This is a genomic window from Mucilaginibacter gracilis (genome assembly GCF_003633615.1).
GTDB lineage: Bacteria > Bacteroidota > Bacteroidia > Sphingobacteriales > Sphingobacteriaceae > Mucilaginibacter > Mucilaginibacter gracilis.
Genome location: NZ_RBKU01000001.1, coordinates 73812 through 96492, shown reverse-complemented (window position 1 = coordinate 96492; position 22681 = coordinate 73812). Strand labels below are relative to the sequence as shown.

26 protein-coding genes are annotated in these 22681 nt (G+C 44.3%); 24 read left to right on the top strand and 2 right to left on the bottom strand.

The genetic code is table 11. From position 1 onward, the window contains the following. Window positions 1-22 precede the first annotated feature (22 nt). From BDD43_RS00370 to BDD43_RS00305, 14 genes are all read left to right on the top strand, one after another. On the top strand, window positions 23-205 hold the full coding sequence (locus BDD43_RS00370) for a hypothetical protein (protein WP_121195604.1): 183 nt from the start codon (window positions 23-25) through the stop codon (window positions 203-205). Window positions 206-211: 6 nt separating this feature from the next. Then, entirely contained in the window at window positions 212-1297 is a 1086-nt protein-coding gene (locus BDD43_RS00365) for a TlpA family protein disulfide reductase (protein WP_121195602.1), read from the top strand. A gap of 13 nt (window positions 1298-1310) precedes the next feature. Further along, window positions 1311-2255, top strand: coding sequence for an NAD-dependent epimerase/dehydratase family protein (locus BDD43_RS00360; protein ID WP_121195601.1), 945 nt, complete (start codon window positions 1311-1313; stop codon window positions 2253-2255). A gap of 220 nt (window positions 2256-2475) precedes the next feature. Then, complete coding sequence (locus tag BDD43_RS00355) at window positions 2476-3126, top strand: cyclic nucleotide-binding domain-containing protein (protein WP_121195599.1); 651 nt, start codon at window positions 2476-2478, stop codon at window positions 3124-3126. A 508-nt stretch (window positions 3127-3634) separates the two neighbouring features. After that, the gene (locus BDD43_RS00350) at window positions 3635-4150 is read left to right on the top strand and encodes a helix-turn-helix transcriptional regulator (protein ID WP_121195598.1); all 516 of its coding nucleotides are present in this window, start codon (window positions 3635-3637) and stop codon (window positions 4148-4150) included. 215 nt (window positions 4151-4365) lie between these two features. Further along, window positions 4366-5211: an RteC domain-containing protein gene (locus tag BDD43_RS00345; RefSeq protein ID WP_121195596.1), complete on the top strand. Its 846-nt coding sequence runs from the start codon at window positions 4366-4368 to the stop codon at window positions 5209-5211. Between the two features lie 108 nt (window positions 5212-5319). After that, complete coding sequence (locus BDD43_RS00340) at window positions 5320-5796, top strand: hypothetical protein (protein WP_147425534.1); 477 nt, start codon at window positions 5320-5322, stop codon at window positions 5794-5796. Next, window positions 5787-6212 (top strand): DUF4134 family protein, encoded by a 426-nt coding sequence (locus BDD43_RS00335; protein ID WP_121195594.1) that lies wholly within the window; start codon window positions 5787-5789, stop codon window positions 6210-6212. Before BDD43_RS00340 ends, BDD43_RS00335 begins: the two co-directional genes overlap by 10 nt. After that, window positions 6106-6723, top strand: coding sequence for a conjugative transposon protein TraK (gene traK, locus BDD43_RS00330; RefSeq protein WP_121195592.1), 618 nt, complete (start codon window positions 6106-6108; stop codon window positions 6721-6723). The genes BDD43_RS00335 and traK overlap by 107 nt, the downstream gene beginning before the upstream one ends. Before the next feature lie 2 nt (window positions 6724-6725). Beyond that, on the top strand, window positions 6726-6947 hold the full coding sequence (locus tag BDD43_RS00325) for a hypothetical protein (RefSeq protein WP_121195591.1): 222 nt from the start codon (window positions 6726-6728) through the stop codon (window positions 6945-6947). A 20-nt stretch (window positions 6948-6967) separates the two neighbouring features. Further along, window positions 6968-8026, top strand: coding sequence for a conjugative transposon protein TraM (gene traM / locus BDD43_RS00320; protein ID WP_121195590.1), 1059 nt, complete (start codon window positions 6968-6970; stop codon window positions 8024-8026). Then, a complete protein-coding gene (locus tag BDD43_RS00315) occupies window positions 8010-9311 on the top strand; it encodes a hypothetical protein (protein ID WP_147425533.1) in 1302 nt (433 codons plus the stop codon). The genes traM and BDD43_RS00315 overlap by 17 nt, the downstream gene beginning before the upstream one ends. 59 nt (window positions 9312-9370) lie before the next feature. Beyond that, window positions 9371-9556, top strand: a complete 186-nt coding sequence (locus BDD43_RS00310) for a histone H1 (RefSeq protein ID WP_121195588.1) — start codon at window positions 9371-9373, stop codon at window positions 9554-9556. 111 nt (window positions 9557-9667) lie between these two features. After that, window positions 9668-9898, top strand: a complete 231-nt coding sequence (locus BDD43_RS00305; RefSeq protein ID WP_121195586.1) for a hypothetical protein — start codon at window positions 9668-9670, stop codon at window positions 9896-9898. Between the two features lie 21 nt (window positions 9899-9919). On the opposite strand, the gene BDD43_RS00300 is transcribed toward BDD43_RS00305, so the two are convergent. Next, complete coding sequence (locus tag BDD43_RS00300) at window positions 9920-10396, bottom strand: HNH endonuclease (RefSeq protein ID WP_121195585.1); 477 nt, start codon at window positions 10394-10396, stop codon at window positions 9920-9922. A gap of 538 nt (window positions 10397-10934) precedes the next feature. Here BDD43_RS00300 and BDD43_RS00285 point away from each other — a divergent pair. The 10 genes from BDD43_RS00285 to BDD43_RS00250 all read left to right on the top strand — a co-directional run bounded on the left by BDD43_RS00285 (window position 10935) and on the right by BDD43_RS00250 (window position 20578). Further along, window positions 10935-11471 carry a hypothetical protein gene (locus tag BDD43_RS00285; RefSeq protein ID WP_121195580.1) on the top strand — a complete coding sequence of 179 codons (537 nt, stop codon included), beginning with the start codon at window positions 10935-10937 and terminating at the stop codon, window positions 11469-11471. 76 nt (window positions 11472-11547) lie between these two features. After that, the gene (locus BDD43_RS30730) at window positions 11548-11676 is read left to right on the top strand and encodes a hypothetical protein (RefSeq protein WP_262707396.1); all 129 of its coding nucleotides are present in this window, start codon (window positions 11548-11550) and stop codon (window positions 11674-11676) included. A gap of 3 nt (window positions 11677-11679) precedes the next feature. Next, window positions 11680-11850 carry a hypothetical protein gene (locus BDD43_RS29815; protein WP_162846941.1) on the top strand — a complete coding sequence of 57 codons (171 nt, stop codon included), beginning with the start codon at window positions 11680-11682 and terminating at the stop codon, window positions 11848-11850. After that, complete coding sequence (locus BDD43_RS00280) at window positions 11847-12737, top strand: DUF932 domain-containing protein (protein WP_121195579.1); 891 nt, start codon at window positions 11847-11849, stop codon at window positions 12735-12737. The genes BDD43_RS29815 and BDD43_RS00280 overlap by 4 nt, the downstream gene beginning before the upstream one ends. A gap of 115 nt (window positions 12738-12852) precedes the next feature. Next, the gene (locus BDD43_RS00275) at window positions 12853-14082 is read left to right on the top strand and encodes a site-specific integrase (protein ID WP_121195577.1); all 1230 of its coding nucleotides are present in this window, start codon (window positions 12853-12855) and stop codon (window positions 14080-14082) included. Next, complete coding sequence (locus BDD43_RS00270) at window positions 14075-14566, top strand: hypothetical protein (RefSeq protein ID WP_162846940.1); 492 nt, start codon at window positions 14075-14077, stop codon at window positions 14564-14566. The genes BDD43_RS00275 and BDD43_RS00270 overlap by 8 nt, the downstream gene beginning before the upstream one ends. Window positions 14567-14615: 49 nt before the next feature. Continuing rightward, on the top strand, window positions 14616-15482 hold the full coding sequence (locus BDD43_RS00265; protein ID WP_121195574.1) for a glycoside hydrolase family 16 protein: 867 nt from the start codon (window positions 14616-14618) through the stop codon (window positions 15480-15482). A gap of 16 nt (window positions 15483-15498) precedes the next feature. Further along, complete coding sequence (locus BDD43_RS00260; RefSeq protein ID WP_121201825.1) at window positions 15499-16677, top strand: glycoside hydrolase family 88 protein; 1179 nt, start codon at window positions 15499-15501, stop codon at window positions 16675-16677. 15 nt (window positions 16678-16692) lie between these two features. Then, on the top strand, window positions 16693-18510 hold the full coding sequence (locus BDD43_RS00255) for a glycoside hydrolase family 35 protein (protein WP_121195572.1): 1818 nt from the start codon (window positions 16693-16695) through the stop codon (window positions 18508-18510). Between the two features lie 91 nt (window positions 18511-18601). Continuing rightward, window positions 18602-20578: a polysaccharide lyase family 8 super-sandwich domain-containing protein gene (locus BDD43_RS00250; RefSeq protein ID WP_162846939.1), complete on the top strand. Its 1977-nt coding sequence runs from the start codon at window positions 18602-18604 to the stop codon at window positions 20576-20578. A 177-nt stretch (window positions 20579-20755) separates the two neighbouring features. Here the strand turns inward: BDD43_RS00250 and BDD43_RS00245 are convergent, their stop codons facing one another. Next, window positions 20756-22672 carry a TlpA family protein disulfide reductase gene (locus BDD43_RS00245; protein ID WP_121195569.1) on the bottom strand — a complete coding sequence of 639 codons (1917 nt, stop codon included), beginning with the start codon at window positions 22670-22672 and terminating at the stop codon, window positions 20756-20758. Window positions 22673-22681 lie beyond the last annotated feature (9 nt).

Here is a 22681-nt window from a genome sequence, read left to right as displayed (position 1 = left end):
GCTCCTTTACAAGCTGAGCAACTTGCCTTATGGCGATAATAAAGCACAGCAGTTGGAGGAAGCGATAAAAAGAAACTATCAAAAGTACCGGGAGCTGCTGTTAAGTTTAGAACAAACCATATCCGACTACGATGCTACCGCTGCAAAGATAAAAGCCTGTACTTCCAGGCGTGGGATTGCTGTAAGTGAAGAAATAATTGGTTAAAAGGGTATGAATAAAATTTTGGTGATCTGCGCTGTCCTTTTGCTTAGTGCCTTAAAAGTGAGTGCTCAGGATTTAATTGTCAAAGGAAAGCTGAGTTTGGCGGATACGTTGCAGGTCAGGCTAACAGACGGTATCAATGTAGATACACTTGTGACAAATAACGGCGAGTTTTATTTTAAGCGTAAACCGGGAAGATCGCTGGCTTATGCCATCCTTGCCTGGCCGGTTCATGATAAAAACCACAAAGAATTTTACAAAAAGTTTTTTGTGGAAAAGGGAGAAGTTACCATCATGGATAGTGCGGTTACGATGACTTATCCCGAATATGAGGACAAATTTGACGAGTTTGCCAAATGGAATGATCCGCTAATAAAACTGCGTGAACAAATAAGCAAGGTAAGGTCCGGTAACCCGGCGATTGCCGACCAACGGATAACACGGGCAACAAGCCTACTGATCGATAAGCTGCAAATCGAGACTGCTAAAGCTTTTGTTTTAGCTAACACAGATAATATCATATCTGCTTATGTTTTTGGGGAGTATTTGCTTCCCGGCATACAGGATGCAGCGCTGTTAGATTCAATTTACAATTGTATTGACGCAAAATTTCGCGATACGCGTATCATGCGGCTGATCGCACAGGCAATTGAAGGCAAGAAAAATACAAGGTCTGGTCAACCGGTGCTTAGTTTTTCGGCAACTACCAGCACGGGCAAACAATTTAGCCTTTCTTCCCTGAAGGGAAAATATGTGCTGTTGGATTTCTGGGGTACCTGGTGCCCGCCCTGCGTGGCCGGTTTTCCAAGGATGAAAATTTATCACGATAAATATGCGGGTAAAATTGAATTTGTAGGTATCGCCTGCCGGGATGATGAAAAAGCGTTGCGTGCGGCAATAAGGAAATATCAGCTGGACTGGACGCAGATTCTCAATCATGAAACGGTGGACGGTATCCAAAAAAAATATGCCATTGATGGTGGTTTCCCTGCCAAGGTGCTGATTGACCCGCAGGGTCGTCTTGTGCAGCTATATCACGGTGAAACAAATGATTTGTATGATAAACTGGATGAACTGTTTAACGTAAAGGATTGAATCGATTTCAATAATGAGCAAGATATTAGTGATCGGTGCTTGCGGGCAATTGGGGACGGAACTAACGGCGGCGCTAAGGGCAAAATATGGCCAGGATCAGGTGCTGGCGGCAGATATTCGCCCGTTGGCGGATACACCGTTTGACAGCAGGCCTTACGTGCTGCTAAATGTCATGGATAAGCTGGAGCTACGGACGCTGGTGCTGAAGGAAAAGATCGGGGTGGTTTACCATCTGGCGGCAATGTTGTCTGCCAGTGGTGAGAAACAGCCTTTGGTAGCCTGGGATTTGAACATGAAGGGCTTATTGAATGTATTAGACATTGCTAAATCGGATCAGTTGAAAGTTTTCTGGCCAAGCAGTATTGCGGTGTTTGGGCCAACTGGGCCAAAGGCATTTAGTCCGCAATATGCGATCACGGAACCAACGACGGCTTACGGGATCAGCAAAGTGGCCGGGGAACTCTGGTGCCATTATTACAGTGAGCAATATGGCGTGGATGTGCGCAGTATCCGGTATCCTGGGTTAATCAGCCATTCGGCTTTACCTGGTGGCGGGACTACCGACTATGCCGTGGATATTTTTCACCAGGCACTGAAATACCGCCAGTACACCAGCTTTATCAAAGCACATACTGCTTTACCGATGATGTATATGGAGGATGCGGTTCGGGCAACGCTGGAACTGATGGATGCTCCGGTAGAAAAATTAACGGTACGAACCGGCTATAATGTTCACGCTTTGAGCTTTACGCCGGAACAGCTGGCTATGGAAATCGAAAAACACCTGCCAACATTTAAAATGTTTTATAAACCCGATTCCAGGCAACTGATCGCCGATAGCTGGCCGACCAGTGTGGATGACCGGCATGCGCGGAACGACTGGGGTTGGCAGCCGCAATATGATCTGCCAGCGATGGTCAGAGATATGCTGCATAACCTGAAATATCTAAATAGTTAAAAATATCCAAAGATGATGACCCTCACTAACCGGGTCGGCATTTGCGGGACACGCGTTCTTTATACGAGTTAATAATAGTGAGTTAGTGGTTAATTAAAATTAAGCGTACCCTGGTGCCTGATCACCGGGTACGCTTTTTAAAGTTTAAATACACCGCTTAGACCTTTCTACCTAAATCTTATATCAAAGCAGTTTCCCCTACCTGCTGTAATACAACCTTATGAAAAACTATATTGAATTGTCCTGGCACCAGGATGCATTAGAAAAGTTAGCCGCGCACCTAAACAGTTTCAGGGAACAGCGTCCATTATTATACGAGCATTTAGGAAATGTGATGGAGCCAAAACAAGTTAACCCAAAGGCAGGTGAAATGCTTTTTAACCCGCAGCGCGTGATTGATAAATCCTATTACATCTATGAGGGATTTGTCATTATTCTAAAGGAAATAGAAAACCAGGGCAGACAAGTGCTAAGCATTTATAAAAAGGACAGTATCGTGTCAAGTGATAGTTTTGAGGCCCGGGAAGCCTCGGGCCTGTATCTGTATGCAACACCTGGCGCACGTTTACTCGAAGTTACTTACCAGCAAATGCGGGAGGTTTATTCGACTTTTCCTGAAACGCACGAACTGGCCAAATTGATCTTAGGTTACTGGCATAAGAAAGAGCTGGAAATGCGCGCAATTCTTAATAAGGAAGCTTTGATCGTAGTGGAATGGTTTTATATCAACTATCCTGAATTCTTGACACGATACCATAAGTTACTTGCAGATCCGGAACTATCCACGTTTTTGTTAATCAAAGAAAAGACATTAAAACTGGCAAGGACCAAACTGCTAAAGGCAGGTAGGATTAAATGGTTTATACGATAGTTAAAATATTTCTCCGTAATTAATAACCTGCGGCGAGAAACCATTAATGGGTTGATTTCGGGAAGTATTATTTTGAGTTTTGATGGATATGAAACAATAATGCTTATGAAAAACAACTTTAACACCGAACTGAAATTTTTAAGCTATAAAATAGATAACGGCATTTTTTTATCTTTACAGCCGGTTAACATTTATAATACGACACAGACATAGGTTTTTTAACATATCATATTTAAGCGTCACTACGCTTCCTGCTGACAAGAACGACTAATTCAAAAACCGCAAACGGGAACAAGTGCAACGCCTGCGAAAGTGCGGGCTTGCTATTCTGTTTGCGGGTTCTTAGTCGTTCTTTCAGCGGAATATGTCTTGCCCGTGCTTTTACAGGTAATTTAAAATAAACCACTGCTTCTCCGGCAGGTTAAAAAGCACTTTATACATCAAATCCATGTGCCGTGAACACCTCCGGTTTAGTAGGAATTAATTAAAAAATACCTATCTGAAACCTATGCGAACGATCAAATTACAACTGCCCATTTTTTCATCCTTAATGATCCTTATCGATGTTTTGTACCTGACCTGGCAATTATTCCATTTTTATTTCAGGCCGGAGGACCGCAGGCACTGGCGGATCACCTTCGTTGTTTTGTTGTTATTAATTTACAACTGTGCGGCCCTCTATGTCAGCACAATTTGGGCAAGTATTGGGGTCAATTTTTTCACTGGCTGCGTAGTTGCCTTGCTGTTGATCAGGGATCGTCTGGCTAAAAAGGCAAAAAGTGGGCAACCCCTATCGCCAGCCCTTAACGAGAACCTGTCAGCATTTGAATTGAAATGCATCGCCTATGGCCTTACCCATAAAGAGGCCGAGGTCACCCTATTGATCGCCCAGGGCAAAACCTACGAGGAGATCGCCGATGTATTATTTATCTCTAAGCGTACAGTAGAATCAAGGGCGCAAAGTGTTTATCGCAAAGTGGGCACGAGCAACCGTATCGTATTGGTAAAAAAGCTCGACCTCTAAGGTACAGAACGGATTTTTTTAAAATAAAAAGGGTGCAATAACTGAAAAAGAAAATTCAGTTATCGCACTCTTTTTTTTATGCGGCAAGCTCCCGCATTTTTGCTTACAACCAATGCGAATAAAGCCTATGGAAAAATGATTACGCATGGCCGGTTGTTGTTTACGGTAGCGGAGACGCCGCCGGGCAACCGGTATTTTACTAATCTGTTTTTATTATGCTTAGGAAGTATTATGAGGAGCGTTATGCGGAGTTTTTAAGAGAGATGGCAAAGGTCGCGGAAGCTTATACGGACGGTATGGATCGTTTGGCAGCGAGTATCGCTTGTATCAAGAAGTATTTAAAGGAACTGCGGGACTACGTGGTTAAAAAAGGTTTCAAAGATGATGCAGAGGAGATCTGGTGTTTCAAAGAAGCCAAGCCGGAATTAATGAGCTGGTATATTTATCATACCGAATGGCAGCATATCATTCGCCGCTTACCAGTGGGTGATGATGAAATGGTGAATCATTATTTCCTTAATGAGATCAGGGCCATTGACCGTTACCTCGAAATGGTGGCCTTCTTTCACCATTATTATAAAATGAAAGCTACAGAAATAGACCATGTGGCTTTTATCCGCGGCAAATCACTGGAAACAATCATCCTGCCCGAACTGGCAGAGATCGACCCGGAGTTTTCGACCTGCTGCGATTATGTATTTGCCAAGATCATGGCTTATGAGCGTTTAAAGGAACGCTTACTGGAGGAAGTGCGTTTGCCCGACCTGGGCATCAGGGATATTGATCTGCGCTGGACGGGCGATGCCTGCAATTTGGTGGAGGTGATCTATGGGCTTTATGATACGAAACAGCTTAACCATGGTAAGGCGGAATTACAGGAGATCGCTAATTTCTTCGAAGAGATCTTTAAGGTAAAGCTCGACCGCTTTTACCGCAGGTTTACCGAGGTCAAGGAACGCAAGGTATTAAGCCCGACGAATTACCTGGACCAGATGCGGGACGCGATCATGCGCCGTGTCGAGGATGATCTTTCGCTTAAACCTAAGCGAAAGCACCCATAAAGAATAATAATTCTTTCCCCGCCGGTTCCGGCTTTGGCTTTGCCCAGAGGACGGACGGCCACTTTTGCTTTACCTCCGGCAATGGAGCCGGGGGCTAAAGCAAATCCTATGTTACATACGATCAGTTGGCCGCAGTTCCTGATAACTGCAAGCGTACTGGCCGGGCTATGGTGCCTGGCGGTAGCGGTACTGTATTACCGCGGGGAATTAGAAAACCTTTTTAAGGGCAAGCCGAAGGAAGATGAAAGAGCCTGGCAGGAGGAAATGGAAAACGAACCGGACGGCTTGATGGGACAAGCCAGGGAACCCGAAGGGATGGAAACGGTGGGTATGCAGGACTTGCATTTCGGGCCGGAAAACAAGGACGAAGCATTGGGGCTGGTGCCCGATGTACTCGAAGAACTGAAATACATTTTTTACCAGTTGGAACAGACCGGCGGCGGCAAAGACGGTTTTTTGGAGCTGTTCAGCGCAGTGGCCGATAAATATGCGCAGGTCAGCAATAAGGCCGCCATTAACGATTACATCCGCGAAAACGTAGCGTTCGACATCAGCGACGCAGAACTGGAGGTGTTATGCGCTTAAATAAAAATGGGCTATTGCTTGCTTTCAGCCTTATGCTTTTGGCTTTTAGCTCCCAGGCACAGGACGGCGCTGCGGGCATCCAGCAAGCCACCACGATGGTCAAGGGCTACTTCGATGCAGGTTGCAATTTGATGTATGCTATCGGTGCGATCCTGGGGATCGTCGGGGCAATAAAAGTGTTCCGTAAGTGGAAGGCTATAACGGCGGCGGAAAAGAATACCAAAAGGATAAGCTTTCCGGGAGCGATAAATAACCAATTATTAACCAATAAAAAAGTCCTCCCTACCGGGGAGGATTTAGGAGGGGCTTATGTTCACACAACTCAAAAACATCGATACGGCATTCCAGCATATCAAGCGCTTCAGCTATTTGCTGATCGTCGCCTGTACGCTGATCTCGGGGTTTGCCATCTATAAAAGCTACCAGTCTACCGAGAACTATAAAAATCATATTTATATCCTGGCCAATGGTAAAGCGCTGGAAGCTTTTGCAGCCGACCGGAAGGAAAATATTCCGGTAGAGCTAAGGGATCATATCAGCATGTTCCACCATTATTTTTTTACGCTGGACCCGGATGATAAACAAATCCAGGCAACGGTAACGAAAGCACTGTATTTAGCCGATGGCAGCGCCAAGACTGCTTATGATAACCTGAAGGAAAGCAATTTCTATGCAGGAATGATCTCCGGCAATATCTCGCAGCAGGTACAGGTCGACAGCGTGCAACTGGATATGAACCAGTATCCCTTTTACTTTAAATGCTTTGCCACGGAAAAGCTGATCCGGAGCAGCGGTACAATCAGCCGCAGCCTGGTCACGCAGGGTTACGCCCGTAACGTATCGCGCAGTGATAATAACCCACACGGTTTCCTCATCGAAAAATGGGAGACGCTGGAAAACAAAGACATCAACCCTAACGGCAAATAAACATGTGGAAGTTAAAAAGAAAACAAAGGCCGCTTAGCCACAAAGGCGAAGCCGCCGCGCAGGGGATCGCCAACCGAATTATCAAACTGCAATTGCGGATTTCCGGCTACCTGGCCCGCAAAACGCAATACTGGAACACCAGTTCAAAGCTCATTGCGCTGATTCTGTTCTGCCTGCTCTTTGGCGGGGCGAGTTTATGGCTGCTCATCAGGTCGATTTATTAACCATTTAAGAAAATAACATTATGGAACAACCAACCATTCAATTCCAGCGAAAACGCAAATTCCTGCTTTTCCTGCCCTTATTCGTCCTGCCGCTACTGGCCCTCGTTTTTTATGGCATGGGCGGCGGCAAGGGTGATCAAACTGCAACCACTGCCCATCCCGGCATTAATGCCAGCCTGCCCGGCGCGACCTTTGAAAAAGGGAAAGCGCCTGACGATAAGCTGAGCCTGTACGAAAAACAAAAACGGGATTCGATCAGTGCAAGGCAACATGATGCTTCCGGTTTCCTTGCGGGGATGGGCTTTGATACAGCACATTCGGTTGCCAAGCCAAAACCCGACGAAAGCGTCGCACAGATCAATGCAAAGCTGGCGCAGATCAACAGGGAAGTGAACCGGCCTGCACCTGCCGTACCCCGGTATAGCAATGCGGGTACCACCGATACACAAACCCGGAAATTGCAGCAGATAGTCAATGCGATGAAGCAGGGCAATACGGAAGACCCCGAAATGAAGCAACTGGACGGCCTGATGGATAAGCTACTGGACCTGCAACACCCGGAACGGGTTGCAAATTCGCTAAAGCAACAGGCCGATACGCTCAGCAGGAAAGATACGGCTTTCAGGGCAGTCCCGGCGGTCATTGAGGGCAACCAAAAAGTCGCGCCGGGCGGCGTGGTGAAATTAAAGCTGCTGGATACATTACGCATCGGTAAATTATTGATTCCCAAAGGCCAATTATTGTTCGGCGCCTGCAGTGTAACCAACCAGCGCTTATTGCTCGAAATCCGAAATATCCGGCTGGGAACAGCCATTATCCCGGTCAACCTGACGGTGTTTTCCCTGGACGGCCTCGCCGGTATCGATGCACCGGAGGCGGAACTGGGCGAAGCAGCGGGAAACGGCACCGCAAACGCTTTGTCCAATATGCAGTTTCTTTCCATGGATCAATCCATCGGCACACAGGCGGCAACGGCAGGCATTTCCGCTGCAACAGGGCTGTTATCCAAAAAGGTAAAAAAGATCAGGGTGAAGCTGAAAGGTAATACGCCCGTATTGCTCCGTGTCAACAAAAATTGATATGAACCTGGAAACCAAACATGCACAGGCCATCATTAACCTGCTGGAAGATGCCGAGGATGTGGGCCTGTCCCATGTCGTATTTGAAATGCGCCCGACGGATATGGATTTGCAGCCGCACCAGCTGGAGTTTTTTGATACGCTGGGGGCCGCGCTGGATCACTGGGAACTCAAGGCAGGTGGGGGCAATTTGCCGGGCGATGCGGAATTCCCGGTCTACTACCGCAGTACAGCTGAAATGCTGGAAGAGATCAAACAAGCTAATGCTAACTATTTAAATCATCAAAATATGAATCTGAACAATCTGGAAGACATCAAAAAAGAAGCGGCGAACCTGGGGTTCAGCCAGCAAAGTATTGACCAACTGGAACCGCAGATGCGGACCGGGACGGGTTATTTTAACGTCAGGGAGCAATTGCCCGGTGATAACGGTCTGCCGGTGGACCTCACCCTGCATTTGCGTAAATCAAACGAATCAGAATATTACAACCTGAATAAGTTTGAAGCCGTAGCCGGAAAGATCCCGCCTGCGGTTCCCGGTCAACAATATATGGTATTGACGGAGAATAAGGAGAACCCCGAACGACCATTGGTTAAAACTTTTGACAGCGGTTACGAAGCTGTAGCGTTCTTTAAAAAACAAAAAGGCAATAGCGAACTGGCCATGGGTGAAAGCCCGGAAGCTAAAAAGAACCTGGCCAGCAAGGAGAACGGTACGGTCAATTACGTCAACCCCGATTTTAAGCAGGCTTATTTCGGTAATGCCGTCAGCCAGACCTTTTACGTACAAAAAGGCGTTGGCTTCACCGCGCAGCAGGCCGCCAATATGGTACAGGGCCGCACGGTGCATCGGGATAATATGCTCAACCCTGCCAGCGGCGAAGGCTACCGCGCCTGGATCAAGCTGGACTTTGACCAGGCCAAAGACGATTACGGCAATTATAAGCTAAAACAGATGAACGATCCCAATTTCGGCTTTGATCTGGACAAGACCCTGAACAAGTTCAAGATCAAGGAACTGGGCGAACCTGCGCAGAAGGCGGCTATTTTGCAGGCGCTCAAGAACGGCGACCGTGTGGATGTTACGGTAACCGGCAAGGACAATAAAGAGCAGAAAGTGCAAATGGAGGCCAGGCCACAATTCAAAACCCTGGATTTCTATACAGGTAAAGGCGATAAAATGAAACGGGAACTGTACCAGAAAGCGCCTGCCCAAAACCTGGACCTCGGGAAGGATAAAGGAAAGGGTAAGGAAAAAGGCGAAGACCAAAGCATGGGGATCTAAGGCTCAAATTGTCTTAATAAAAAAATTAATTCATAAATATTCACCATAAAATAAAAATCATGAACACGTTTGAAAAACTGAAAGCATTAGTCAATGCAAGCGAAGCAGATGCCACCAAATTTTACGCCAAAGGCAATCAGTCCGCAGGTGTCCGCCTGCGCAAAGCCTTGTCCGGCATCAAAACACTGTCGCATGAAGGCCGGGCAGAAGTGACAAGTTTGAAAAAATCTGCATTGAAAAAATAGCGGAATCGCTATCTTTACCCGGCACAACACCACACGGGATTGTCTTTGGAATTTGCCCCGCTTTAACCGGCGGGGCATTTTTTTTTTGCTGAATTTTTTATTTTTGCAGCTATGGGACAATCGCTGCGGATCACGATAGGCGGGCAAGATCATGCTTTTAAACTGGTGAAACCTGCGGCGCTGGTTAAGGCCACGGAAGAAATCCCGGTGGAGGTGAACGGTCAGGTAGTGACGCTGGTACGCCAGGGCCGCAGCTGGCGGGTGCTTGAAAATGACAGTGGTATTTCCGATGCGGTGGCCGAAGCTATTGGCAAGGCAATCATTTTACGCTACCGGATATGAGCCGCGGCCCGGCTGAAAGAATTATTTTGTTGGAGTCGCAGATAGCAATTTTATCTCTTTTAAAAGTAAATGCTCCTGTTGGGTTTTTGCTTCGTGGCAGGGAACACAAAGGAGTTGAAGGTTTTCTAAAACACTTGTTCCGCCATCTTCCAACCTGATAATATGATCGAATGTCAATTGCCGCCACTCAAAAGGCTCCCGGCAATGATTGCATAACTGTCCGTCCCGATCGATCAACTGTTGCTTTATTTCCCACCTATGTTTGCGGAAATACCGCCCTTCTCTTTTTTTTCTGATAGAAAGTTCTTTACGCTTACATTTTTTCCATTTACAATACATCCTGTAATCGTGATCCCAGTAATATCTTAACCCATAAATCCGGGCATTGGGATACATCGTAACGACGTTGCTAAGAAAGCGCCGAATATAACCGGGTAAACTTTCATCAACTTTACGCCTGAACCATGGGGGCTTGTTTCTGAAATGCCTTAAGCTCATATTCAGTAGCTGATAACATATCAATCTTCATTATGTTTATCATCAAGCCGCCGCCGGCTTGATAAGGCCAGCGGTTGCAGCCGCTTCCTTTCGTTCCTCAACTCAGCCGCTTCCCCGCATTGAAGCACCGGCTATCGCCCCTGCTTTTCTTTTTTACGGCTTCGCTTGCTTAAATCATTTTTTAAGCCCTTTCTCGGCCTTTTATTAATCAAAGTTCTCAAAAGCCTGCCGCACGGCAAGCCCGGGCCTCCGGTTTTGGAAAAAAAATCTTCCTGCTTTCTTTCATTGGCTGCCGCTATCGCGGCGGGTGTTGGCAGCGTATTTTTTTTCCAAAAGGCTTGCCTTAGCGTCAGGCTTATTTAGGTGAGGTGCTTAATAAAAAGCGAGAGCGAGCGCATGCGAGCACACTTAAAAGAAGCATATGGAAACAGCAAACGGCAGAGGCCCGCCACGGCGGGCAGAAACAACAAAAACCGCAAACCTGCACAAAGGACAAAACAAGTATTAAAAATTAGTAAACATTTAAAAAATAAAGATTATGAAAACCGCAGAATTAGAAAACAAAAAAGCAACAACTAACACCAATGTAAACGACTCAAATCCCGTAACGGCAGAAAACAAAACCCCGCGATTTGTAGCGGGTAACCCGGTAAACAAGGATAGTGCAAAACCTGACGAACGGGCGAAGCCTGAAACGGATAAACCTGTGGAACAGCCTAAAGCAGAACCCGCTAAAACAGCAGAAGCGCCAAAAGCTGCGGAAGTTGTAAAACCTGTCCTGAATTTGGAAGGCACTTTAAAACTGGTGGAAGAATTGCACCGCCGTAAGGTTCAACGGGACAAGCTATTAGAAACCATCACTAATTTGGAAGCATTCGAAGTGGCACAGGATGAAGAAACAGAATTGAGCGGCACGACTAAATTCTCCCGTTGTGAACTAACCATTGAAGATGATAAAGGCAGAACCTTTACGACCAAGAACCCGGTGATCATCTTTCATGTAGCGCAGTATGTAAACGCCCTTTGCGTAGACAAACTGGCACAGATCGAAGCGGGTATTACTATTCCTGCTTAAATGGCAATGCCCCCTGTTCCCCAAAAACCAAACAGGGGGCATTATTTAAGACTTTCCTCATCTTAAATCTATAGCGATGTTAGAAATATTTATTGATTTAACCAACCAAATTTTTTGGGAGGGTTACGCCGAGCAACTGGCGAAGGACAACCCCGGCGCATTTAACCGGGAACTGACAGATTTTATCAATTCCTATAATTCATAACCGATGTACGATACCATTTTTCTATTGGTCAAAGCGACCATTCAAACCAAACATAAGCACGTACACGAGGCAATTACCGAGATACAGCAAACAGCCACCTGTACCATCAGCAACACCAAAAAGGTGAAAATACACGAACTGAAATTTATGGACTATAAATTAAAAAAAGCATGAACACACTACACAACGGGGTTAAACCCCAGATATGGCAGATATTGGGAACAAAAGTCAGCCATTGCAAGACCAGCGCAGAAGCAATACAGGAAGCGAAGTTAGATTTTACCGTTTGTAAACACCCGAATTTACACGCCCTGCCAAGCGGTAACAATATCATTTCAGACAACAGTTTCTTTACCTTTCGGACGGACACGGAAGCCATATTGGGCGACAAGATCGGCGCAGATTACCAGGTGGTACAAAATACCGAAGCATTTGCCTTTTTTGATGAGACCATCAAGGCTTATGGTTCCATCAAATTCGATTATGCAGGCAGTTTAGGCTTTGGCGGCACGACATTTATTACCGCAAAACTGCCTGAACATATCCGCATCGGCCGGGATGACCTGATCGACCCTTATCTTTTTTTGTCATCCACGCATGACGGTACGGGCAGCATTACCATTGCCTTTACACCAATACGGATTTGGTGTTCCAATACCTTGAACGCCGCTTTACAGAATTGCCAAAATGCGATAAAAATACGGCATACCGCCAGTGCAGCCGAAAAGCTGAAAACGGCGCATAAAATGTTGGGGCTGACCGACCAGTTAAGTACAGAACTGGGGGCTATTTTTAACCGCTGGTCACGCATCCGTATCAGCGACCCGGAGTTAAAGCGATTGATACAACTGGCCATGGTGCCGAACAAAGAGACCTATCAGCTACTGACCACAGGCAGGGAAAGCGAGTTAAGCAGCCAGTTTAACAATACCGTATCTGCTGTTTTTGACTATAGCTTTAGCAGCCCGAGCCAATTGGAAGCGACTACAAAAAACACCTTATTTGGCTTTTACAATGCGGTGATTATGGAAAGCAAAAAATTATGTAAAGCAACGTCGTAAAACAGGTTAACCGACTGTGTTTAAGCCTCTACTTTACATAATCAGTTTACATAATACTATCGCGCTATTTTATTTGTGCGGGCAATATTGCCCACACAATTTAAAATAGTAATCAATGGAAACATTTGAAGAGTTAATTAACCAATGCATTCAGCACTTTGAACGGCAGCGTTTTTCTGTTGCCCGAATTGGCATGTACAAATTTCTGTGGCTTAATAAGTTAATGCCATACATGCAAAAAGAAGCGATACCGTGCTATGACGCCACTGTGGGCGAGAAATTTCTGCGTACTATCGTGACCGGGGATATTATTTCCAGATACCAGGACGACATCATCAGAAGTATCAATTTCTTGAACGAATTTCAAAAGACAGGTACGATCAAAAGGCATCATTTCAAACCACTTGAACGGAAGTTCACGGGGCAGATCGGTCTTGCGATGGAAAACTATTTACTGCACCTCGCATCGTTACGAAGGTCAAAGAAAACAATAAGTGAGCATCGGCTCCCCCTTTACAGGTTGTTTCTTTATTTGGAAAGTCAACAAACAACCAGTTTGGAGAACATCAAGGAAACCCAGATCATCACATTCATTTCCACCAGCACAAACAACAGGATATTTATAATATCGTCGATCCGGGCTTTCCTGCAATATCTATTTAAGGAGCATCTATTAGCAACCGACCTTTCGTTAGTTCTTCAGGATTTCAAGTATTCGCGTGGAGTAAAATTGCCTGCTGTATATAGCAAAGATGAAGTATCTCAAATAGAAGCATCCATTCAGCGATCAGATGCTACGGGAAAGAGGAATTATGCAATGACGTTACTGGCCACACGCTTAGGGCTCAGGGCATCAGATATAGCGAATTTGAGTTTTGGCAATCTTGATTGGGAACAAAACGCTATCACTTTTACCCAGTATAAAACTGGCAAGGAGATCAAACTTCCTTTGCTAACAGAAGTGGGTGAAGCGCTTATAGATTATTTGAAATATGGGCGAAAAAATAGTGAGTCAGATAAGATCTTTCTTTTTACGCGTGCGCCCTATATTCCTGTGACAAACACTTCCGTTAGCGGTATGCTGGGACGTATTATTGAAACCTCCAAAGTAGATGTCAGAGGCCGGCGACACGGGGCACACGCCATGCGCCACAGTCTTGCCTGCCGCTTTTTGGAAAACAAGGAATCTATGCCTGTAATATCCGAAGCCCTTGGGCATCAGAGTACAGAGACTACCATGTCTTACCTGCGGATAGATATGATATCTCTAAGTCAATGTGCATTACATGTTCCACCAGTTTCCAGCAGTTTCTATGAACAGAAAGGAGGTGTTTTTTATGAGTGAGTTAAACTATCAAAGTATCTACGCCCCCTATATTAAGCAGTTTATAGCCATAAAAAACGGGCTTGGCTATGCCGTAATACGAGCACAATGGATACTACTTGAACTGGATAGCTTTTTTGTTGATAATGACGTAAGCGAATTAGGTATCACCCAACAACAGGTAGAACACTGGCGAGCCACACGTATCAACGATGGCCAATGTACCATCTATGATAAATATTGTACCCTGGCCGAGTTCTGTAAATACATGTGCAGGATCGGCTATGATTGTTATATCCCGAGACTTCCCCGAAAGATAAGTGGGTTTATCCCGTATATCTTCACCAATGAACAGATGATGAGCATCTTTCAAGCCTGCGATCATTATGAATTATTTGACAGGCATCTGAACACAAACCTTTTTATAGTACCGGCAGTGATACGTTTGTTGTATAGCTTACGACAAAGAAAAAGCATTATCCATTTATTAAGTAGTGTAAAGTGAAAGGCAAAAGATAAACCCTTTTGGAAAAGAAATAAGAACATAATACCTGATGAAATATTTTAAAATAACACTTTTACTATTAACAACGGCTATGGCTTGCCAGGCTCAAAAACAGCCTGAAATTAAAGCAGCATCCGAACCAGGTAAATGGAAACTGGAATGGAACGATGAATTTAATACGGGCACTACACCTGATAAAAACAACTGGGTTTACGAATTGGGTTTTGTACGTAACAATGAATACCAAACCTATACATCAAACCCAAAAAACGCGTACATTGAACAAGGAAAGCTATTGATCAAAGCAATAAAAGAAGAATCACCTAATCAAACTTATTTGGCCGATGCTAATGACTGGAAACAAAAGCAACAATGGGCCCATTATACTTCGGCCAGTTTAATGACGCTTGGTAAGAAAAACTTTTTATACGGCCGCATAGAGGTAAGAGCCAAACTACCCGAAGGAAAAGGTACCTGGCCCGCAATCTGGATGAAAGGCGATAACGACCTGCCCTGGCCAAATAAGGGCGAAATTGATATTATGGAACATGTAGGTTTTGATACTTTAAATATCTATGGTACCATGCACGCTTATTCTCCCGATCCTAAAGCTTACAGAAATAAGATAAGTAAGGGCGATACGATAAGAGTTACAAAAGATATTTTTGAGAACTATCACCTTTACGCCATAGAGTGGTATAAGGATCGTATTGATTTCTTTTTTGATAACACAAAGTACTTCAGCTACGTTTTTAAAGATTATGCCATCCTTAACGGCACATTTAATAAGCCTTTTTATTTATTGATTAATACCGCGGTTGGCGGCACATGGGGTGGCCAAAAAGGTGTAGACGAACAATCCTTCCCGCAAGATTTCTTTATCGATTATGTGCGATACTTTAAGAGGAAAAATTAATTACAAGCCTGATCAAATGAAGAAGATTATTTTAACTGCCAGTTTATGTTTATGTGCTGTATTGGTACATGCGCAAGCCAAAAAAACAATGCGGCAGCTCATTGCCGAAAACTTATCGCTTGCAGAAAAACAATACACTTACCTATCGCGACAGGTGCCTGCTAACGATATGCCCCGTACCTATCAGGATGGGAAGAGCATCAATAGTAACATGGTTTGGTGGACAAGCGGCTTTTACCCCGGAACATTGCTCTATATTTATGAATATACCAAAAGCCCGGCTATGTTGGCTGAGGCCGAAAGAAGGATGAAAAACCTTGAGGCAGAAAAAACAGACACCATAGATCACGACCTGGGCTTTAAAATGTTTTGCAGTTTTGGGAATGCTTATCGTCTTACTAAAAAGCAACATGATAAAGATGTGGTGATGGCAGCCAGCAATTCATTATCCATGCGGTATCGCCCATCCATCAAATCCATCCAAAGCTGGAATAAAAGCGAGAAGTTTAATTGCCCCGTTATTATTGATAACATGATGAACCTTGAAATGCTGGAATGGGCCGCGCATAATGGTGGCTCAGCCAGGTTAGGGGCTATTGCTGTAAACCATGCCAACACTACTTTAGAAAATCATTTCCGTAAAAATTACAGTTCTTATCATGTAGTTGATTATGATCTTTCTACCGGCAAGGTTTTGAAAAAGAAAACCGCGCAGGGTGCCGCCGATTCATCAGCCTGGAGCAGGGGACAAGGTTGGGCCATGTATGGTTTTACCATGATGTACCGCTTTACACACGATGCCAGATATTTAAAACAAGCCCGTGGCGTAGCGCAATTTATAATCCATAATCCCACCTTACCGGCTGATAAGGTGCCTTATTGGGATTTTGATGCACCAGGTATACCAAATACCTTAAGGGATGTGAGCGCGGCCGCTGTTTACGCTTCGGCTTTACTGGAGTTAGGTCAATACACTACCGGTGCCGAAAAACGCTCTTATATTGATGTAGCCAAAACCATTCTGTACTCATTATCTACCGATGCTTACCGGGCTAAACTGGGTGAGAATGGTGGTTTTTTATTAAAACATAGCGTAGGTTCTATTCCGCACAAAACAGAAGTTGACGTACCTTTAACTTATGCCGATTATTATTTTATAGAAGCATTGTTGCGGTATAAAAAGTGGTATCTGTAAATCTCATCCCCAAAAATGAATAAAATACGATTGATAAAAGCGTTACTGACGTGTACAATACTGTTTACATTTATCCAAACACAGGCGCAGCAAAAACACGTTTTCTCACTTAGTAAGAATGATTTTTTGCTGGATGGTAAACCGTTCCGGATCATCAGCGGCGAAATGCACCCCGCACGTATCCCCCGGGCTTACTGGCGACACCGGATAAAGATGGCCAAAGCCATGGGCTGCAATACCATTGCCGCATACATTTTTTGGAACTATCACGAAAGCAAAGAAGGTATCTTCGATTTTAAAACGGACAACCATAACATTGCCGAATTTATCCGCATCTGCCAGCAGGAGGGTATGTGGGTGATCCTTCGCCCCGGCCCCTATGTTTGCGCCGAATGGGACTGGGGAGGCCTGCCAACTTATTTGTTAAAGATACCGGATATTAAGATCAGGTGCATGGATAGCCGGTACATGGCCGCGGTAAGCCGATATGTAAATCATTTGAGTAAAGAAGTTAAACCCTTGCTATGTACCAATGGTGGGCCTATCATCTTAACCCAGATCGAAAATGAATACGGCAGTTATGGTAATGATAAAACCTATCTCAACATATTGAAAAAACTGTGGCAACAAAATGGCATTCCGGGCCCTTATTATACCGCAGACGGTGCCACTGCGCATATGCTGGATGCCGGGACCGTTGATGGCGCCGCCATTGGATTGGATGCGGGAACAAGCGATAAGGACTTTGAAGCCGCTACCAGGCAAAACCCCAATGTACCGTCTTTCAGTTCAGAAACCTACCCCGGCTGGTTAACGCACTGGAAAGAGCAATGGCAAAGGCCGGATACCAATGAGTTAAAGAGGGATATTACCTACCTGCTTAAAAGCGGCAAGTCATTCAATTTTTATGTGATACATGGCGGTACCAATTTTGGTTTCACGGCTGGCGCAAACGCGTTTAACCCAACGCAATTTCAGCCGGATATTACCAGTTATGATTATGATGCTCCAATTAGCGAACATGGCAACGCGACACCTAAATATTATATGCTACGTAAGTTGATCAGCCAATATGTAAAATACAAGATACCACCCGTACCTGCTCCTATAAAAGCTATTGAGATTCCAGAGGTTAAACTTAACCCATTAACCAGCATCTGGAAGATATTGCCTAAGCCAATTGCATCGGCCCAGCCAAAACCTATGGAATATTACGGACAGAACCAGGGCTTTATTTTATATCGCACACACCTTATTGGTAACAAAACAGGTACCTTAACCATTACCGAACCGCACGATTTTGCCTTAATATTTATTGATGGAAAACTGGTAGATACCGTTAACCGGAACGGTGGCCATTGGAGCGTTAAACTCCCTAAAAGTGAAAGCAAAAACCCACTACTGGATATTTTAGTAGAGGGCATGGGCCATATTAATTTTGCGCAATACATGATAGACCGTAAAGGTATTACCGATAGGGTAACCCTTAACGGGATGACACTGATGGATTGGCAAACCTATTTGCTACCCATGAGCGAAAAAATGGTAGCCGGTTTAAAGCCTGCTTACCCCGAAGGCATACAGGATGGCGTATTTTACAAAGGGCAATTCGCCTTAGCCGAAACCGGAGATACGTTTATTGATATGAGTAAGTACACCCGCGGCATTGTTTATGTAAATGGGCATAACCTTGGGCGCTATTGGAATGTTGGCCCTCAGCAAAGATTGTATTGTCCGGCTGGCTGGCTTAAAACAGGAGTAAATGATATTACCGTTTTTGATACGATGCAAAACACTGCTGCAACTGTTAAAGGCTATAAACTACCGGAATAAGATGTTTTGTGAATTTTTAAAATACTCATTAATACTCATTTGTTTTCTATTTATAGCGCCAGGATTTGCTCAGCAAACTGATTTTGATACGGTGAACAGCCGTGTTGTTAAAAGCCTTTTGAAAGGAGAAGAATTATTAAGGGTAACTAAATCAGTAGCCAAAGGATTAAACGATATGCAGCCTAACGGCACCTGGGCAGATATTGATTACAAGGATAAAGCAGTAGCTATTTGGTCGCCGGCGTTACACCTAACCAGAGTGCAAAACTTTGCCATGGCCTATGCGCGGCCTAACAATATCTATAGCCACGATGAAACACTTTATAGGGCCATAGTTAAAACGCTGCAAGCATGGAATCGTATTGATCCAAAATGTAATAATTGGTGGTACAACGAAATTAATTGCCCCCAATTGCTGGGGCAAATTATGTTGCTTATGCACAGTTCAAAGCCACTGCCGCGCACTTTGCAAGATTCATTGCTGATAAAAATGAACCGGGGCAATATGTATAAGCAAACCGGTGCCAATAAGCTGGATGTAGCTTTGCACAACCTGTATCGTGCTTTATTAACGCGCGATGTTACTCTTATGGATTCGGCTGTAAGCCAATGTTTTCAACCGGTAATGTTGACTAATGCCACCGAAGGCTTGATGTATGATTACTCTTACCTGCAACACGGGCGGCAACTACAGATCGCATCCTATGGATCGGTATTTTTGGTGGGCGAATACCGGATAGCCGCTTACCTGCAAGGAACCAGGTGGCAGATGCTACCCGGTAAAAGAGAAGTTTTGACTAAGTTTCTTAACAACGTTTTTCTGAATGCTATTCGTTATAAATATTTGGATTTTAATGTAATGGGGCGCGGTTTTACCCGTAAAGATTCTGCCAATACAAGCGCGGTGCCTGGCTTGCTTGCAGATATTAATATGTTAAAAAAGAACGATGAGGATAATGACTATACCGGATATATAGATGCTGTAAAACGGGCATCGGGCAAAGTACCCCCGTCATATAAAATAAAAACAACCCATACCCAGTATTGGATAGGCGATTATACACAACACATAAGCCCCGATTATTTGTTTACAGTACGAACCAACTCAACAAGAACAAGAAGAACGGAAACCGGTAACGGTGAAAATTTGTATGGCCGTTACATGAGCGATGGAGCAACCAATATACAACGCAGCGGTAGCGAATATTTTAATATTTTTCCCGTATGGGAATACGACAAAATTCCCGGTGTAACCTGTCGTGAATATTTATCAGATAGAGCCGCGGTCAATTCCTGGGATCAGCCCGGCACAACCAATTTTACCGGTGGTGTTAGCGATGGGCAATACGGAGTAAGTACGTACAGCTTAGATTTTGATAGCGTGAAAGCCAAAAAAGCATGGTTCTTTTTTGGTAAGCAGGTAGTTTGCCTGGGCACGGGTATAAGTTCTGATACGCCGGAACCAATTACAACAACGGTAAATCAATGCTGGAGTAGGGGAAGGGTAGTGGTAAATAAAGCTCAACACTCCTACTGGCAAGATAGTATTGCATATTACGTGCAGCCAAACAATCATATCTTATACTCAAATAAAGAACAGAAAGGAACCTGGGAACATATCAATAACTCACAATCTTCTGATTCCGTTAAGGGCAAGGTGTTTAAACTTTGGATAGATCATGGCAAACAACCACAAAATGCTTTATACAGTTATATTGTGGTACCCGGCATATCCCAGAAACAATTTCTTCGGGAATCTCCATATCAGGAACTGAATATCCTGAGTAATACTAACGTGATGCAAGCTGTACGCTCATCCCAAAAGGATGTTTTACAGGTTATATTTTATAAGCCGGGTACATTGCATACCGGGAAAATAGCTGTCAGTGTAAGTGAGCCCTGTGTATTGATGCTTGAAAAGGCAAACACAACAAACCCTATGATATATGTTGTCGATCCCTCACATCAATTGAAAACTATATCGATTTTATTGAATGGTAAAAAATTGAACTGTGTATTGCCGATAAACGAATATGCTGGTTCTACACTTAAAGTTATCTATAGATGAATTTTAGCGTAGTATTTGACTGATTTATCTGAAGTTCGAATTTGCACGTAAGCAACATTGAGTTTAAAATGATCTGATTAATAAAAATCCAACTATAGTTTTATTTGATAAGATTGATTACCCGGTGATGTGCCAGGTAATCAATCTTTTTCGCCGTATAGGCGAATTGGATGAGAATCAGATCTTCTTTTCCTGTAAAAGGATGTCAATTTCAACCGAGAGCTTCTTTTCTAATATTTCTCCCTCAAAACCTATTGTTCTGTATTGTAGTGATCCATTCTGATCTAACACCGCAATAGTTGGAATTACTGTAAAGCCAACTTTTTCGCCAATATCCTTGTCCTTGTTATAGTAGATAGGGAATGTGTATTGTTGATTTTTTTTGGCCCAATTTTGTGCATCAGTCAGGGTATTGTTTGCTCCGCTGTTTACCACCATAAACATAACATTGGGGTTGTTTTTATATTTTTGGTAAACGTTATGCAGATAAGGCAACTCCTGCATGCAGGGTACGCACCAGGTAGCCCAAAAATCAATTATCACAATTTTACCTTTCAGCATTTCGGGCGTTACCGCTTTCCCCTCCAGATCAACAAGACCTGATAATTCCGGATGGGGTTTGTTCATCAGTTCTTTTTTGAGTTTACGGGTTAGCTGCGCTATTTCCAAGGCCTTCAGTTCATCTACTTTAGCGGCAAACTCTGTATTGGAGTTATTGAACTTTAGAAAGTTGGTTTTCGCTATTTTGAGTACTACGGTATCTGTTGGGTTCTTTAAAAGCAGTTTCCATAGAGCATCAAAAGCTTTTTGATTGTTATTGGTTTGCTGATAAACCGATGCCACGTTAAGCAAGCCTTCCCTGCTATAGGCGTAAGCCATGGCTTGGGCCGCGTAGTTTAAAGCAGCTTTTTGGTTACCCTGATATAAATTATTTAGCGCGATGATGGATACTAAGGTACATTTAGCATCGGCAACAGCCTGCGCCCTTGTGCTATCGGCAACAAATGACGGTATGTAACCATACTCGGGGAAATACCTGATGATACCAACAGGCCATTGATCGGCAATTTTTAATGAACGCTGAGCATAATTGATGGCAGCCGCCGGGGCAACCTTATATTCAGTTAGCTTGGCCGCGATATCTTTTAAAGTTTCGGGCGTGTACGGATTGGCTTTTACCACAAGTTTAGCGGCGTGCCGTAATGCCTTCACCGAATCATGAACTGATGCGTAATGTTCAAAAAGCATATCATGTATACTTGTTGAACCTTCTTCGCCTGGCTTTTCACCTTTTTTAAGTAAGGCTTCCAGTTTAGCGGTGCGGCCAACGCTGTCTTTATCCTTCGCTATAATTGATGCACGCCTGTCTATAGATACATCAGCATCCGGAAAACGTTTCATAATAACCTCACGTACCGAATCTACCCTCGTTTTCTCGCCAATCATTAAATAACCCATGGTAACCAGGTTAATGTTGCCGCCAAATGTTGGGTTTTCTTCGAGCTTTGCAGCGATAATTTTGCGTGCTTCGGTACGGTACTTCAACTTTTCTGCGGCGGTTTTAGCGCGTACAATTTTGGTTTGAAGCAAGGCTACTTTAGCTTCATAATTATTAGGATAGTTTTCAAGCTCCTGCTCCTGAAGTTTTTGTTTCAAAGCTTGCAGATCAGGCGCTTTAGGCATTTGCGCCGAAAGGCTGTAAGATTCGTGCAGCAAGCCGCTCTTTACCCGCTTTGCCCCGTCGTAAACAGGTATCGAAAAATGTTTGTCGGCAGGCTTTTCTACAATATCGCCACTTTGCAAGGTAAAGGTGGCAAAAGTAGCGTAGCGCTGCGGTACAAAGGTGGCTACCCAGTCGTCTCCCTTTTTTGTCATGGGCATTTTCCATGGCAGTTCGTAAAAGGTAGAATAGGTAAATACGATGGTAACCGCCGCCGCATCTTTACTGATTTTGGCACCGGGCGCATCGGTATGATAGGTTATGGTTACCGGAGTTCCGCGTTGCGGCTTATCGGGTTTGATATCTAATACCTGGGCCTGTACCCGGCCAAAGCCGAGTACAAGCAGGCATATGATGTAAATTGATCTGGTCATGATACTAAG

Coding starts and splice junctions, on each gene's coding strand:
- BDD43_RS00365 (WP_121195602.1), top strand. CDS start 212: ATGAATAAAATTTTGGTGATCTGCGCTGTCCTTTTGCTTAGTGCCTTA.
- BDD43_RS00360 (WP_121195601.1), top strand. CDS start 1,311: ATGAGCAAGATATTAGTGATCGGTGCTTGCGGGCAATTGGGGACGGAA.
- BDD43_RS00355 (WP_121195599.1), top strand. CDS start 2,476: ATGAAAAACTATATTGAATTGTCCTGGCACCAGGATGCATTAGAAAAG.
- BDD43_RS00350 (WP_121195598.1), top strand. CDS start 3,635: ATGCGAACGATCAAATTACAACTGCCCATTTTTTCATCCTTAATGATC.
- BDD43_RS00345 (WP_121195596.1), top strand. CDS start 4,366: ATGCTTAGGAAGTATTATGAGGAGCGTTATGCGGAGTTTTTAAGAGAG.
- BDD43_RS00340 (WP_147425534.1), top strand. CDS start 5,320: ATGTTACATACGATCAGTTGGCCGCAGTTCCTGATAACTGCAAGCGTA.
- BDD43_RS00335 (WP_121195594.1), top strand. CDS start 5,787: ATGCGCTTAAATAAAAATGGGCTATTGCTTGCTTTCAGCCTTATGCTT.
- traK (WP_121195592.1), top strand. CDS start 6,106: ATGTTCACACAACTCAAAAACATCGATACGGCATTCCAGCATATCAAG.
- BDD43_RS00325 (WP_121195591.1), top strand. CDS start 6,726: ATGTGGAAGTTAAAAAGAAAACAAAGGCCGCTTAGCCACAAAGGCGAA.
- traM (WP_121195590.1), top strand. CDS start 6,968: ATGGAACAACCAACCATTCAATTCCAGCGAAAACGCAAATTCCTGCTT.
- BDD43_RS00310 (WP_121195588.1), top strand. CDS start 9,371: ATGAACACGTTTGAAAAACTGAAAGCATTAGTCAATGCAAGCGAAGCA.
- BDD43_RS00305 (WP_121195586.1), top strand. CDS start 9,668: ATGGGACAATCGCTGCGGATCACGATAGGCGGGCAAGATCATGCTTTT.
- BDD43_RS00300 (WP_121195585.1), bottom strand. CDS start 10,396: ATGAGCTTAAGGCATTTCAGAAACAAGCCCCCATGGTTCAGGCGTAAA.
- BDD43_RS00285 (WP_121195580.1), top strand. CDS start 10,935: ATGAAAACCGCAGAATTAGAAAACAAAAAAGCAACAACTAACACCAAT.
- BDD43_RS30730 (WP_262707396.1), top strand. CDS start 11,548: ATGTTAGAAATATTTATTGATTTAACCAACCAAATTTTTTGGGAGGGT.
- BDD43_RS29815 (WP_162846941.1), top strand. CDS start 11,680: ATGTACGATACCATTTTTCTATTGGTCAAAGCGACCATTCAAACCAAA.
- BDD43_RS00280 (WP_121195579.1), top strand. CDS start 11,847: ATGAACACACTACACAACGGGGTTAAACCCCAGATATGGCAGATATTG.
- BDD43_RS00275 (WP_121195577.1), top strand. CDS start 12,853: ATGGAAACATTTGAAGAGTTAATTAACCAATGCATTCAGCACTTTGAA.
- BDD43_RS00270 (WP_162846940.1), top strand. CDS start 14,075: ATGAGTGAGTTAAACTATCAAAGTATCTACGCCCCCTATATTAAGCAG.
- BDD43_RS00265 (WP_121195574.1), top strand. CDS start 14,616: ATGAAATATTTTAAAATAACACTTTTACTATTAACAACGGCTATGGCT.
- BDD43_RS00260 (WP_121201825.1), top strand. CDS start 15,499: ATGAAGAAGATTATTTTAACTGCCAGTTTATGTTTATGTGCTGTATTG.
- BDD43_RS00255 (WP_121195572.1), top strand. CDS start 16,693: ATGAATAAAATACGATTGATAAAAGCGTTACTGACGTGTACAATACTG.
- BDD43_RS00245 (WP_121195569.1), bottom strand. CDS start 22,672: ATGACCAGATCAATTTACATCATATGCCTGCTTGTACTCGGCTTTGGC.